The sequence below is a fragment of the Actinomadura rugatobispora genome, from assembly GCF_055379765.1.
In genome coordinates, this window is the sequence record NZ_AP029191.1 from 2,573,157 (window position 1) to 2,588,968 (window position 15,812).

At 74.2% G+C, this 15,812-nt stretch carries 2 protein-coding genes; both read right to left on the reverse strand.

Annotated elements, in window-relative coordinates; translation table 11 throughout:
- Nucleotides 1–125 precede the first annotated feature (125 nt).
- The gene (locus tag ACZ466_RS10730; protein WP_464043338.1) at nucleotides 126–11,150 is read right to left on the reverse strand and encodes a non-ribosomal peptide synthetase; all 11,025 of its coding nucleotides are present in this window, start codon (nucleotides 11,148–11,150) and stop codon (nucleotides 126–128) included.
- Nucleotides 11,147–15,811 (reverse strand): amino acid adenylation domain-containing protein, encoded by a 4,665-nt coding sequence (locus tag ACZ466_RS10735; RefSeq protein WP_378288866.1) that lies wholly within the window; start codon nucleotides 15,809–15,811, stop codon nucleotides 11,147–11,149. The genes ACZ466_RS10730 and ACZ466_RS10735 overlap by 4 nt, the downstream gene beginning before the upstream one ends.
- Nucleotide 15,812 lies beyond the last annotated feature (1 nt).

A 15,812-nucleotide genomic window follows, 5' to 3' on the forward strand; every position in this document is an offset into this window, starting at 1 on the left:
GCCTCGTGCAAACTCAACCAATTTTGGACTTTACCAAGTGAGAGCCCTGGTAAGGCCGTGTCCAACTGACCAGAATCCCTCGTTCGATTCGGCCGGATAATTGTTTCCGGGCCGCGCCGCCGGGCTCAGCCCATTCCTTGCGCGAGTTTCGCCTGGAGTTCCTCGATCTGATCTTGTGCGAGGGCCACGAGCGGAAAGTCGGACGGGGTGTATCCGCCGCTCTCGGGATCGGCGGTGTGAGCGACCAGGCCGCCCAGCATGTCCACCCACCCGGCGGTCAGCTCCTCGACCGCCGTCCGGTCGAGCACCCCGGCCGGGCACGTCAGCGACACGGTCAGCTCGGGCCCGCCGGGCAGGTCCCGCACCAGTCCGGCGGCCTCCAGCGTGTGCGTGGCCGCCATGTCCGCGTCCGCGCCGCCGCCCAGCGCCGTCTCCCCGGCGGGCTGCCAGGGCACCTCCGCCCGCCGGCCCGCGGCCGGGGCTCCGTCCGCCTCGGAGGTGGCGTAGCGCCCGAGGTAGTTGAACGAGATCTGCGGGGTGGGCAGCGCGGCCAGCACCGGCGCGGTCTCCGGGTTGAGGTAGCGCAGCATCCCGTAGCCCAGCGCGTCCCCGGGCACGGCCCGCAGCTGCTCCTTGACCCGCTTGACCAGGTGACCCGCCGCCTCGCCGCCGGCCCGCACCCCGGCGGGATCCGCTCCGCCCGGATCCAGGCGCACCGGATATCCGTTGGTGAACCAGCCGACCGTGCGGGTGAGGTCCATGTCGTCGTCCAGCGGCTCGCGGCCGTGGCCCTCCACGTCCACGAGCACCCCGCCGACCAGGTCGCGCCCCTGCCCGCGGCGCCGTTCGGCGATCGCGGCCAGCAGGCCCGCCAGGAGTATGTCGTCGACCCCGGCGTGGAACGCCGCCGGGACCCGGGTCAGCAGCGCCGACGTCACCTCTCCCGGCACCGGCAGCGCGACCCGGTTCATGCCCTCGGCCATGGTGTCGCGAGCCGGATCGGGCAGCCGGTCGCCGAGCAGCGGGTCCGGACCGGCGAGCATCCGCCTCCACTCGGGCAGTTCGGCGGTCCGCCGCGTACCGGCCGCCTGGGCCGCCAGTTCCTCGGCCCAGCGCCGGAACGACGTCCCGGCCGGCTCCAGGTCGGGTTCGCGTCCGGCGGACACCGCCGCGTACGCCGCGGCCAGGTCGGGCAGCAGCACCCGCCACGACACCCCGTCCATGACCAGGTGATGGACGACCAGCAGCAGCCTGCCGGGCACGTCCCGGCCCGCGTCGAACCACACGGCCTGGACCATCGCGCCGCCGCGCGGGTCCAGGCGACTCATCGCCTGCCAGGAGTGGGTCTCGATCGCCTCCGCCACCGCCGCGGGGTCCAGCCCGCCGACGTCCACGCGGCGCAGGCAGGTCCGCCCCGCCGGCGCCCCGGCGGGCGGCACCACCAGGCGCCACGTGGCGATCTCGGGGGTGTCGGCCTCCAGCCGCGCGCGCAGGACGTCATGGGTGTCCAGCACCGCCTGGAGCGTCGCGGCCATGGTGTCGAGGTCCGGGCCGGGCGGCGCGGTCAGCAGCATCGACTGGCAGTACCGGCCCGTCAACGCGACCGGGCCCGCCCGCTCGGCCGTCTCGCGCATCACCGGGGTCAGCGGGAACGTCCCCGTCGCGATGTCCTCGGCCTTCGCCGGACCGGCCGCGGCCACCGGCTCGGCGACCCGGGCGAGCCCGGCCGGGGTCTGCTGCTCGAACATCTGCCGCGCGGTGATCAGCAGGCCCGACCTGCGGGACCGCGCCACCACCAGCATCGACATGATCGAGTCGCCGCCCAGCGCGAAGAACGAATCGTCCGCACCGACCGTCTCCAGCCCGAGCACCTCGGCGAACACCGCACAGAGGATCTCCTCGGCCACGGTCGCCGGGGCCCGGCCGGTCGCCCGGCCCGCCAGGTCAGGCGCGGGCAGCGCGGCCCGGTCCAGCTTGCCGTTGACCATCAACGGCAGCGCGTCCAGCGCCATCACGGCCGCGGGCACCATGTGGTCGGGCAGCCGGTCCGCGACGCGCGCCCGCAGCGCCGCCTCGTCCACGCCGCCGGCGCCGTCGGCCGGGACGACGTAGGCGACCAGCCTCTTCACACCCGGCTGGTCCTCGCGGGCGATCACCGCGACCTGACCGACCGTCGCGTCGCCGGCCAGCACCGACTCGACCTCGCCGGGCTCGATCCGGATACCCCGGATCTTGACCTGCTCGTCCACGCGACCGGCGAACACCAGCTCCCCGGCCTTGTCCCACCGCACCAGGTCGCCCGTCCGGTACATCCGCGCACCGGCGCCGGTGAACGGGCACGCGACGAACCGCTCCGCGGTCAGGCCCGCCCGGCCGACATATCCCCGCGCGAGCTGGACCCCGGCGATGTACAACTCCCCGGCCACTCCCGCCGGGACCGGGCACAGGAACTCGTCCAGCACGAACAGGCGCGTGTTCCACACCGGACGCCCGATCGGCACCGCACCCGTCCCGGCCACGGACGAGCACGTGTACGCCGTCACGCTGTTCGTCGCCTCCGTCGGCCCGTACGAGTTGTCCAGCGGCACCCCCAGCCGCTCACCGAACTCGGCCGCCAACCCTGCCGGCAGCGCCTCCCCGCCCGAGAACACCCGGCGCAGACTCCCCGCCGCCCTGACCGCACCCTCCTCCTCGAGAAAGGCCGCGAGCATCGAGGGAACGAACTCGGCCGTGGTGACCCGCTCGCGCACGATCAACTCGGCCAGATAGGCCGGATCGCGATGACCGCCGGGCCGGGCCACCACCACGCCCGCACCCACGATCAACGGCCAGAACAGCTCCCACACCGAGACGTCGAACCCCAGCGGAGTCTTCTGCACCGACCGGTCATCGGCCGCGAGCCCGTACCGGCCCTGCATCCAGAGCAGCTGGTTGACGACCGCCGCATGACCGACCGCGACTCCCTTGGGACGTCCCGTCGAGCCCGAGGTGTAGATCACGTACGCGAGGGCGTCGGCGTGCAGCGGCACGGACGGCGCGGTCGCCGGACGGTCCGCCACAGGCGAGTCGTCCAGCACCAGCAACTCTTGCCCCGCCGCTCCGGGCAGCAGTTCCCGGGTCGCGGTCGTGCACACCGTCACGCCCGGCGACGCGTCCTCGATCACGTAGGCGATGCGGTCGGCCGGATACTCCGGGTCGATCGGAACGTACGCGGCGCCCGCCTTCATGACCCCCAGCAGCACCGCCGGAAGATCCGCCGACCGGTCCAGCATGACGCCGACCAGGCCGCCCGGTCCGGCGCCGCGCGCGATCAGCTCGTGCGCCATCCGGTTCGCCCGCGCGTCCAGCTCCGCGTACGACCAGGGCTCCCCCTCGTACACCACCGCCACCGCATCGGGGGAACGCGCGACCTGCGCCTCGAACAAGCCCGCCAGCGAATCGCGCGGCACCTCCCGGGCCGTGTCGTTCCACTCCTCGACGACACGGCGCCGCTCCTCGCCGGACAGGACGTCCAGGTCGCCCAGGCCGGTCTCCGGGTCGGCGGCCACCTGCTCCAGGACCCGCACCAGCCGTCCGGCCAGCTCCCGGACGGTGCCCTCGTCGAACAGGTCGACGGCGTACTCGATCTCACCGCCGATACCGGCCGGAGAGCCGTCCTCGTCCCGGTGCTCCTCCAGCGTCACCGAGAGGTCGAACTTGGCCGACATCGATCCGCCGGGCATGGGGGCCACCTGCGCGCCCGGGAAGTCCCAGTCCACCGGCGGGATGTTGTGGACGGCCAGCATCACCTGGAACAGCGGGTGCCGGCTCATCGAGCGGGCGGGGTTGAGGTCCTCGACCAGCCGCTCGAACGGCAGGTCCTGGTGCGCGTACGCCGCCAGGTCGGTCTCGCGCACCCGCTCCAGCACCTCGGTGAACGACGGGTCGCCGCTCACGTCCGTCCGCAGCACCAGCGTGTTCACGAAGAAGCCCGCCAGGTTCTCCAGGGCCGCGTCGCCGCGTCCGGCCACCACCGTCCCCACCGGGATGTCGGTGCCGGCACCGACCCGGGCCAGCAGCATCGCCAGCGCCGCCTGCGCCACCATGAACATCGTGACGCCCCTCTGCCGGGCCACCTCCACCAGCAGCGCGTGCAGGCGTGCGTCGAGTTCGACGGGGACGGTCCCTGCCTCGTACGAGGCCACCGCCGGACGCGGCCGGTCCCAGGGCAGCACCAGTTCCTCCGGCGCCCCTCGCAGGGCCCGCCGCCAGTAGTCGAGCTGCCCCGAGATGAGGCTGCCGGAGTCGTCGGGGTCGCCCAGGGTCTCGCGCTGCCACAGCGCATAGTCGATGTACTGCACCGGCAGCGGTTCCCACCCCGGCGCCCTCCCGGACCGGCGGGCCGCGTACGCGGCGCCCAGGTCGCGGGCCAGCACGCCCATCGACCAGCCGTCCACCGCGATGTGGTGCGCGACCATGACCAGGACGAACTCGGACGGTGACACGACGAGCAGCCGGACCCGCCACGGCGGCCGCCGGGCCAGGTCGAAGCCCCCGGTCATCTCGGCGCCGATCACCTCCCGCAGATCCCGCTCGGCCACCTTCCCGACCACCAGGCGCGGCCGCCCCGCCGCGCCCGTCAGGACCTCCTGGCGGGGCACGCCGCCGGCGTCCGGGAACAGGGTGCGCAGGCTCTCGTGCCGGTCGGCCACATCGCCGAGCGCCGCCTCCAGCGCCGCGACGTCCAGATCGCCGATCAGCCTCAACGCCATCGGCACGTTGTAGGCGGCGACCGCGAGGGGGTCTCCGTCCTCCTCCAGCCGGTTGAGGAACCACATGCGCTGCTGCGCGTACGACAGCGGCACGGTCTCCGGCCGCTGCCGCGCCACCAGCTCGGCCCGCGCGCCCTCGGGGTCGCCGGCCACCAGCCGCGCGACGCCCGCGACCGAGGGCGCGGCGAACAGCTCGCGAATGCCGATCTCGGCGCCCAGCACCGCCCGGACCCGCGCGATCAGCCGCATCGCCAGCAGCGAGTCGCCGCCGAGCGCGAAGAACGACGCCTGCGCGCCGACCCGCTCCAGCCCCAGGACCTCGGCGAACAGCCCGCACAGCACTTCCTCGACCGGCGTCGCCGGGCCCCGGCCGCTCGCCGCGCCCGCGAAGTCGGGGGCGGGCAGCGCGGCCTTGTCCAGCTTCCCGTTCACGGTCACCGGCAGCGTGTCCCGCATCACCACCGCGGCCGGGACCATGTGCTCGGGCAGCCGCGCCGCCGCGTACTCCCGCAGCGCCGGTCCGTCGACGCCGCCGGCCACCGCGTACGCGACCAGGCGCGTGACGCCGGGCCGGTCCTCGCGGGCGACCACCGCGACCTGGGAGACCCTCGGGTGCGCGGCCAGGACGGACTCGATCTCGCCCGGCTCGACCCGGAAGCCGCGCAGCTGGATCTGCTGGTCGGCGCGGCCGAGGTGCTCGAGCGTGCCGTCCGGGCGCCGCCGCGCCAGGTCGCCGGACCGGTACATGCGGGCGCCTCCGGAGCCGCCCGGCTCCGCGACGAACCGCGCGGCGGTCAGCTCCGGGCGGCCCAGGTAGCCGCGGGCGAGCCCGCGACCCGCCACGTAGATCTCGCCGGTCACTCCGGGCGGCACGGGCCGCAGCCAGTCGTCCAGGACGTGCACCCGCAGGTCCGGGATCGGCACGCCGATGACGCTCGCCCTCTCCTCCGCGCAGGTCCGCGCGTCCAGCGGCGCGTGGGTGACGTGCACGGTGGTCTCGGTGATGCCGTACATGTTCACCGGCACCGCCTCGGGGCGCCGGGCGCACCAGCCCGCCAGCCGCGCCGGTTCCAGTGCCTCGCCGCCGAACACCACGAACCGCAGCGCCAGACCGGCCGCGGGCGCCTCCGTGTCGGCCGCCATGAGCTGGTAGAACGCCGACGGCGTCTGGTTCAGCACGGTGACGCGCTCGGCGGCCAGCAACGCCAGGAAGTCGCGCGGCGACCGCGACACCGGATAGGGCACCACGACCAGCCGCCCGCCGTACGCCAGCGCCCCCCACAGCTCCCACACCGAGAAGTCGAAGGCGTAGGAGTGGAACAGCGTCCACACGTCGTCGGGCCCGAACCCGAACCAGTGCTCCGTCTCGGTCAGCAGCCGGACCACGCCGGCGTGCGGGACCACCACGCCCTTGGGCCGGCCGGTCGAGCCCGACGTGTAGATCACGTAGGCCGGGTGCCCGGGGCGCGGCGCCACGGCCCGGCCGGCATCGGCGGGCGGCGTGCCGGGACGTGCGGCGAGCGCCGCGGCGACCGCGGGATCATCCAGCACCAGCCGCCCGTCCCCGCCACCGCCGGCCGCCGCCGCGCCCGCGGTCGCGTTCGTGCACACGACGACGGCGGGAGCCGCGTCGGCCAGCATGTAGGCGATGCGGCCGTCCGGATATCCGGGGTCGACCGGAACGTAGGCGGCGCCCGCCTTCACCACGGCGAGCACCGTCATGACCAGCTCGGCCGAACGCTCCAGGACGACGCCCACCAGCGTCTCCGGCCCCGCGCCGCGATCGATCAGCTCGTGCGCGAGCCGGTTCGCCCGCTCGTCCAGTTCCGCGTACGTCCAGGAGACCTCACCGGACACCACCGCCACCGCGTCAGGGGTCTCGGCCGCGCGCCGCTCGAACAACTCGGGCAGCGTCACCTCCGGCGCCGGCCGGTCCGAAACGGCGGCCTGGTGCGCGGCGAGCCGCCGCCGTTCGGCCTCGTCGAGCAGGTCGAGCTGGCCGACGCGCAGCTTCGGGTCCGCAGCGACCTGCTCGAAGACCCGTTCCAGCCGCTCGGCGAGCGCCCGCGCCGTCGGCTCGTCGAACAGGTCGGTGGCGTACTGGATGTCCCCGGTGATCCCGGCGGGGGCGCCCGCCTCGTCCCGCTGCTCGGCCAGCGCGAGCGACAGGTCGAACTTGGCCGTCACCGTCTCCTCCAGCGGCGGCAGGGGCCGTACGCGCACGCCGGGAAGGTCCCACGGGGTCCGGGCCTGCGGGATGTTGTGGAAGGCCAGCATCACCTGGAACAGCGGATGCCGCGCCAGGGAACGGACCGGGTTGAGGTCCTCGACCAGCCGCTCGAACGGCAGCTCCCGATGCGCGTACGCGGCCAGGTCGGTCTCCCGTACGCGCGCCAGCAGCTCGGTGAAGGTCGGGTCGCCGCTCACGTCGGTGCGCAGCACGAGCGTGTTGGTGAAGAACCCGGCCAGGTCCTCAAGCGCCGCGTCGCCGCGCCCGGCCACCACCGCCCCCACCGGGACGTCGGTGCCCGCGCCCATCCGGGCCAGCAGCGCCGCCAGCGCGGCCTGGGCCACCATGAACGTCGTGGTCCTGGTCCGCTGCGCCACCTCCACCAGCCGGGCGTGCACCCGCGGCCCCACGCGCACCGGCACCGAGGCCCCGTCGAACGACGCCTCCGCGGGCCGCGGGCGATCCGCCGGGAGGGCGATCTCCTCGGGGACGCCGGCCAGAGCCGCGCGCCAGTACGCGAGCTGAGCCGAGAGCAGGCTGCCGGAGTCATCGGCGTCGCCCAGGACCTCGCGCTCCCACAGCGCGTAGTCGGCGTACTGCACCGGCAGCGGCTCCCACCCGGGCGCGCTCCCGGACCGCCGTGCCGCGTACGCGGTGCTCAGATCGCGGGCCAGCACGCCCATCGACCACCCGTCCACCGCGATGTGGTGCGCGACCACGACCAGGACGTGGTCCGTCGGCGACAACGCCAGCAGCGTGGTCCGCCAGGGCAGATCCCGGGCCAGGTCGAAGCCCCGGCGCATCTCGGCGGCCAGCGCCTCCGGCAGCCCGTCCTCGGCGATCTCGGAGACGGCGAGCCGGGGACGGCCGACCGCGCCTTCCAGGATCTCCTGGTGCGGGACGCCGTGCACGGCCGGAAAGATCGTCCGCAGGCTCTCGTGCCGGTCGGCGACGTCGCCGAGCGCGGCCTCCAGCGCGGCGATGTCCAGGTCACCCGTCAGCCGCAGCGGAAGGGGGATGTTGTAGGCGGCTCCGGCTCCCGCCGCCTCCAGCCGGTTCACGAACCACATGCGCTGCTGCGCGTACGACAGCGGCAGAACCTCCGGCCGCTCCCGCACCACCAGTTCCGCGCGCGCGCCGCCGGGCCGCTCCCCGTCGATGAGCCCGGCCATACCGGCGACCGTCGGGGCGGCGAACATCTGCCTGATGCTCACCTCCGCCTCCAGCACCGCCCGCACGCGGGCGACCAGCCGCATGGCCAGCAGCGAGTCACCGCCGAGCTCGAAGAACGAGGACTCGGCGCCCACCGTCTCCAGGCCGAGGACCTCGGCGAACAGCCCGCACAGCACCTCTTCGGTCGGCGTCGCGGGGCCCCGGCCGTCGCGCGGCCCGGCGAGGTCGGGCGCGGGCAGAGCCGCCCGGTCGAGTTTGCCGTTGACCGTGACAGGAAGCCGGTCCAGCGCCACGACGGCCGCCGGGACCAGGTACTCCGGCAGCCCTTCCGCCATGTACTCGCGCAGGACGCCCTCATCGCACCTGCCGTTGGCGGGGACGACGTAGGCGACCAGCCGCTTCACGCCCGGCTGATCCTCACGAGCGATCACCGCGACCTGGCCGACCTGCTCGTGGGCGGCGAGGAACGCCTCGATCTCGCCGGGCTCGATCCGGAACCCCCGGATCTTGACCTGCTCATCGAGCCGGCCGGCGAACTCCAGGACTCCGGCGAAGTTCCACCGCGCCAGATCACCCGTCCGATACATGCGTCCGGAGGAGAAAGGGCACGCCACGAACCGCTCGGCCGTCAGACCGGCCCGGCCCACATAGCCGCGCGCCAGCCCCGCGCCCGCGAGGTAGAGCTCCCCGACCACACCCGGCGGGACAGGCCGCAGGAACTCGTCCAGGACATACGCCCGGGTGTTGTCCATCGGCACACCGATCGGTACCGAGGCGGGAACCGACTCGGCGTCAGTGAACGCGAGTTGGGTGGTGAACGCGGTGTTCTCCGTCGGGCCATAGGTGGTCCGCACCACCATGCCCGGGTGCTCTTGCAGCAGCGCCCGGATCGCGGCGGACGAGACCACGTCGCCGCCGGTCGAGACCTCCCGGACCCCGGCGAAGATCTCCGGAGACTGCTCGGCCAGCACCCGGAACAACCCGGCCGTGGCATGCACGTTGGTCACCCCGTGCTCAGCGATCAACCGACCACGCTCGACCGCATCCACCTCACCCGGAGGAACGACCACCAGCCGCCCGCCCCGCAGCAACGGCACCCACAGCTCATAGGTCGAGGCGTCAAAGGCGTGGTTGGCCTGGACCAGGACCCGCTCGACCACCTCATCGGTCCAGCTTCCGTCCTCGCAGAACGCGACCACATTGGCGTGAGTGACGGCGACGCCCTTCGGCACACCGGTCGACCCCGACGTGTACATCACATACGCCAGGGAGTCCGCCGAGACGTGCACGTCCGGGCCGTCCGGACGCGGCTCCTCGATCAAGTCCTCGCCGGTCAGGACCACCGAGACGCCCGTTTCGGCGGCGACCGCCCGCCGCCGTTCCTCCAGTGGCACATACGCCGCACCGGCCTTCAACACCGCCAGCAACGCGACGATCAGATCGGCCGACCGCTCCATGAGCACACCGACCAGATCCCCGGGCCGCACACCCCGCCGGACCAGCGCATGCGCCAGACCGTTGGCCCGGTCGTTGAGCTCGGCATAGGTCAGTTCCACATCCCCGGACACCACCGCGACCGCGTCCGGAGACTCCGCCGCACGCCGCTCGAACAACCCCGCCACCGACACATCCGGCAGCGGACGAGCCGTGTCGTTCCACTCCACCAGGACCTGGTGACGCTCGGCCTCGCCGAGCACCTCCAGATCGCCCACCCGGACCTCCGGGTCGGCGGCCATCTGGGCCAGGACGCGCGTCAGACGACCGGCCAGGGCCTGTGCCGTGGCCGCGTCGAACATGTCGGGCCGGTAGTCGATCTGCAGTTCGAGCCGGTCGCCCGGGGTGGCCACCAGCGTGAGCGGATAGTGGGAGGCGTCCACGCTGCCGGCTCCGCCGAGCTCGACGTCACCGAGCCTCGGCGGGCCGTCCGGGCTGCGCGGATAGCTCTCATAGACCACGAGGGTGTCGAACGTGGCGCCGGGACCGGCCGCGCGCTGGATGTCGGCCAGCCCCAGGTACTGGTGGTCGAACAGCTCGGCCTGCCGGATCTGGACCTCGGCCAGCATCTCCGCCACCGGCCGTGACGGGTCCAGCCCGACCCGTACGGGCACGGTGTTGATGAACAGGCCGAGCATGTGCTCCACACCGGGCAGATCCGCCGGCCGTCCGGCCACCGTCGCGCCGAAGACGACGTCGCGGCGGCCCGCGAGCAGGCCCACCAGGACCGCCCACGCGCCCTGGACCACCGTGTTCAACGTCAACGCGTGCCTGCGGGCGGTCTCGCGCAGCGCCTCGGTCAGGGCGGCGTCGACCGGCGCGATGACGTGGTGGGGCAGAACCGGCTCCCGCCCGGGGTCGGCCGGGGCGACCAGGGTCGGCCCGGTCACGCCCGCGAGCTCCTCGCTCCAGGCCCGCCGCGCCGCGTCCTTGTCCTGGCGGGCCAGCCACGCCAGGTAGTCCCGGTACGGCGTGACCGGCGGCAGGCCGCCCGCGTCACCGCCCGCCGCGTAGACTTGGGTGAGCTCCCTGACCAGGACGGGCATCGACCAGCCGTCCATCACCAGATGGTGCGTGGTGATCACCAGCCGGTGCCGCCGGGGTCCGAAGCCGATGAGCAGCAACCGCAGCAGCGGTGGCGCCGCGAGATCGAAGCGCCGGTCCCGCTCCTCCGCGGCGAGCCGCCGGGCCTCCCGTTCGGCGGCCTCCTCGTCCAGGTCCGACAGGTCCTCCGCCCGCCACGGCAGGGCCACGCCCCGGACGACGACCTGGACGGGGACGCCCGAGCCGCGGCGCTGGAAACCCGCGCGCAGGCTCGCGTGCCGGTCCAGCAGCGCCTCCCACGAAGCCCGCAGTACGGCGGCGTCCAGGGGGCCGGTCAGGTCGAGCGCCCGCTGCCCCACATAGACGTCGCGGGCGCCCTCGTCGTACCGGGCGTGGAACAGCAGCCCTTCCTGTAACGGCGACAGCGGCCAGACCTCGGCCAGCGCGGAACCTGTCACGACGCGATCCCCCTTTGCCCCAGGTCTTCCGCCAGTGCCGCGAACTCGTCGAGCTCGTCCTGGCTGATCTCCGTCAGCGGGACGTCGGAAGGGGTGAGGCCGCCGCCGCCCGTCCGGGTGACGTGGGCGGCGATGCCGTGCAGCATGGCCGCCCATCCGGCCGTCAGCTCCTGGAGCTCGCCGGCGTCCAGCAGACCGGCCGGGCAGGTCAGCGACACTTCCAGCTCGGGCCCGCCGGGCAGGTCCCGTACCAGCGCGGACGCCGCCAGCGCGTGCGTGGCGGCCATCCGCGGGTCGGGGGCCCCACCGAGGACCGCCTCCCCCGCGGGCCGCCAGCCGTCTCCGGCGGCGGACGAGGAGGCGGTGAAGCGGCCCAGGTAGTTGAAGGCGATCTGAGGCACCGGCAGCGCGGCGAGGGCGGGCGCCGTGGCCTCGTTGACGTGGCGGAGCAACCCGTAGCCCAGCCCGTCGCCGGGAACCGCCCGCAGCTGCTCCTTGATCCGTTTGACCAGCAGCCCGGCCCCCGGGCCTCCGGCCCGCACGTCGGCGTAGCCGGTTCCGCCGGGGTCCAGCCGTACCGGGTGCTGCGCGGTGAACCAGCCGACCGTCCGGGTCAGGTCCATGCCCTCGGCCAGCGGCTCACGGCCGTGGCCCTCCACATCGACCAGCATTCCGCCGGGCGCGCGGCGGCCCTGGCGGCGGCGCCGTTCGTCCACCGCCGCGACCAGTCCGGCCAGGAGGGCGTCGTCGACCCCCGCGTTGAACGCCGCCGGAACACCGGTCAGCAGCGCCGAGGTCACCTCGCCCTTGAGGCGTAGCGCCTCGCGCCGGGTTTCCGCGGCGGTGTCCGTCTCCTTATCCAGGGGCCGCCCGCCGAGCAGCGGGTCGGGCCCGGCCAGCATCCGGGTCCACTGCGGCAGCTCTCCGACGCGCTCCTGACCGACCGCCTGCTCCGCGAGCGCGATCGCCCACCGCCGGAAGGACGTCCGGACCGGCTCCAGCGCGTTCCCCGCATACGCCGCCGCCAGATCGGGCATCAGCACGCGCCACGAGACCCCGTCCACGGCCAGGTGGTGGGCCACCACCAGCAGCCGCCCCGGCACCTCCGGACCGGCGTCGAACCACACCGCCTGCACCAGCACGCCGCCGGACGGGTCCAGGCGGGCGACCGCGTCGCGTCGATGCCCGGCCACGGTTTCGGCCAGCGCTTCATCCCGCAGCCCGACGGCGTCGACCCGCCGCACGCAGGCCCGCGCGGAGAGCGCCTCGGCGGCGCCGGGCGGCGGCACCACCAGGCACCGGGCGTCCGCGTCCAGCCGGGCCCGCAGCGCGTCGTGGTGGTCGAGGACGGTCTGAAAGGCGGTGATCAGGGGCTCCAGTCGTGTCCCCGACGGGACGGAGACGAGCATCGACTGGCAGAACCGGCCCGTGAGCGCGGCCGGACCCGCGCGTTCGGCCAGTTCGCGCATCACGGGGGTCAGCGGTACCCGTCCAGTGGCCACGTCCTCGGCCGCTTCGGATGCGGAGGCGTCAGCGTCGGCGACCGTCTCGGCCACGCGCGCCAGCCCCGCGGGGGTGCGTTCCTGGAAGATCTGCCGCGCGCTGATGACCACCCCGGCCCGGCGGGCCCGGGACACCACCAGCATCGACATGATCGAGTCGCCGCCGAGCTCGAAGAACGAGTCCTCGGCGCCCACCCGCTCCAGCCCGAGGACGTCGGCGAACAGGCCGCACAGCAGTTCCTCGGTGGCGGTGGCGGGGGCGCGCCCGGTGACCGCCCCCGCGAAGTCGGGTACGGGCAGCGCGGCCCTGTCGAGCTTGCCGTTCACCGTGACCGGTAACGCGTCCAGCACGACCACCGCGGCCGGGACCATGTGATCGGGAAGGCGGGCCGCGACGTGCTCCCGCAACGCCCGCCCGTCGACTCTGGAGGGCTGGTCGGCGGGGACGGCGTAAGCGACCAGCCGCTTGACGCCGGGCCGGTCCTCGCGGGCGATCACCACCGCCTGGCCGACCCGCTCGTGGGCGGTCAGGACCGCCTCGATCTCGCCGGGCTCGATCCGGAATCCGCGGATCTTCACCTGGTCGTCGGCGCGGCCCGCGAACACCAGTTCCCCGGCCCCGGTCCACCGCGCACGGTCGCCGGTCCGGTACATGCGCTCGCCGCCACCGGTGAACGGGCACGCCACGAACCGCTCGGCCGTCAGACCGGCCCGGCCTGCATACCCGCGTGCCAGCCCTGCGCCGGCGACGTACAGCTCCCCGGTCACACCCGGCGGGACGGGCCGCAGGAAGTCGTCCAGCACGAATACCCGCATGTTCCAGATCGGCTCGCCGATCGGGACCGTGCCGCCGTCCACGGCCCCGGGTGCCAGGGGCGGGCTCATCGTGGCGCACACGGTCGTCTCGGTCGGCCCGTACGCATTGATCATCCGGCGCCCGGCCGACCACCGCTCCACCAGCGCCGGAGGACACGCCTCACCCGCCACCACGACGGTCCGCAGCCCCTCCGGCAGCGACTCGGCCGCGCCCAGCACGGACGGCGGCAGCGTCACGTGCGTCACGCCGAACTCGGCGACGAGGTCCTCGAGGGCGCCCTGCGGCGGCAGGCGGTCGGCGGCGGCGAGCACCAGCCCGGCCCCGGCGAGCAGCGCCGTGCACAGCTCGGAAACGGAGGCGTCGAAGCTCAGCGCCGCGAACTGCAGCACGCGGGACTCCGGCCCCACCGCGAACCGGTCGATCTGCGCCGCGGCCAGATTCCCGATCCCCCGGTGCGGGACCGCCACGCCCTTGGGCGTCCCGGTCGAACCGGACGTGTAGATCACATAGGCCGGGTGGCCGGGACGCAGCGGCGCCGCCCGATCGGCGTCGGTCGGCGGGGTGGCGGGACGGGCCGCGAGCAGGGCGGACGTCGCGGGATCGTCCCACACCAACCGGCCGACCCCGGCATCATCGCCCACCAGGCCCGCGGTCGTGCTCGTGCACACGATCAGGGCCGGACGGGCGTCGGCGAGCATGAACCCGATCCGCTCCGCCGGGTACTCGGGATCGACGGGCAGGTAGGCGGCGCCCGCCTTCGTGATCCCCAGGAGCACCACCGGCGACTCGGCCGACCGTTCCATGACGACGCCGACCAGGTCCTCCGGGCCCAGTCCCCTGGCGATCAGCTCGTGCGCGAACCGGTTGGCCCGCTCGTCCAGCTCCGCATAGCTCAACTCCACCCCGTCGCCCACCACCGCGACGGCGTCCGGGGTCCGCGCCGCCTGCGCCTCGAACAGTTCCGGCAGGGGCCTGTCCGCCACGGCCCGGGTCGTGGTGTTCCACCCGGTCACCACCTGCCGCCGTTCCTCGCCGGACAGGAGGTCCAGGTCGCGGACGCTCAGCTCCGGGTCGGCGGCGACGCGATCGAGGACCCGCGCCAGCCGGTGCAGGAGCGCCCGCGCGTCCTCCTCGCCGAACAGGTCGGGGCGGTGGTCCAGGCGCAGTTCGAGACCGTCGTCCGGGGTCGGGGTCACGATCAGCGTGAGCGGGTAGTGGGAGGCGTCCTCGCTGTGGCCGCCGGTGACCGTCACCCCGCCGAACCGCAGCGGCCCGGACGGGTCGCGCGGGAAGTTCTGGTAGACCAGCAGGGTGTCGAAGGAGGCGCCCGCCCCGGCGACGCGCCGGATCTCCGCGAGCCCGAGGTGCTGGTGATCGATCAGCGCCGTCCGCTGGTCCTGGAGCTCCGCCAGCATCCGCGCGAACGGCTTCGACGGGTCGAGCACGACCCGTACCGGGACGGTGTTGATGAACAGGCCCAGCATCCGCTCCACGCCGGGCAACTCGGCCGGACGGCCCGCGACCGTGGTGCCGAACACAGTGTCGGAGCGGCCCGCCAGCAGGCCGACCAGCACCGCCCACGCGCCCTGCACCACCGTGTTCACGGTCAGGCCCCGCGCGCGGGCCGTCGCCGCGAGCGCGCGTGCCGCGTCCGCACCCGTCGTCACGATCACGTGGCCGGGCTTCGCCGGGTCGTCGTCGGCCGGGCCCGCGGGGGCCACGAGCGTGGGTTCGTCCGCGCCCGCCAGCGCCTCGCGCCATGCCGTCCGCGCCGCGTCCCTGTCTTGACGGTCCACCCATGCCAGATAGTCCCGGTACGGAGTCACCGGCGGCAGGCCGCCCGCGTCGCCGCCCGCCGCGTACACCTCGGACAGTTCCTCCAGGAGCACCGACAGCGACCAGCCGTCCAGCGCGATGTGGTGCGAGGCGAACACCATGCGGTGCCGCGCCTCGCCCATCCTGATCAGCGTCAGCCGCAGCAGCGGCGGTGCCGCCAGGTCGAACCGCCGGGCGCGGTCGCGCTCCACCAGCCGCCGGGCCTCCGCCTCGGCCTCCGGCCCGGCCAGGCCGGACAGGTCCTCCTCCCGCCACGGCAGCGGCACGCCTTCGGCGATCACCTGGACCGGCGCGCCCGAGGCGCGGTGCTGGAAACTCGCGCGCAGGCTCGCGTGGCGGGCCAGCAGCGCCTCCCAGGACGCGCGCAGCACCGCCACGTCCAGCGTCCCGGTCAGCTCCACCACGCCCTGGACCACGTACAGGTCCTGGGCGTCCCCGTCGTATCCGGCGTGGAACAACAGCCCTTCCTGCAGCGGGGACAGCGGCCACACGTCCTCGATCCGCATC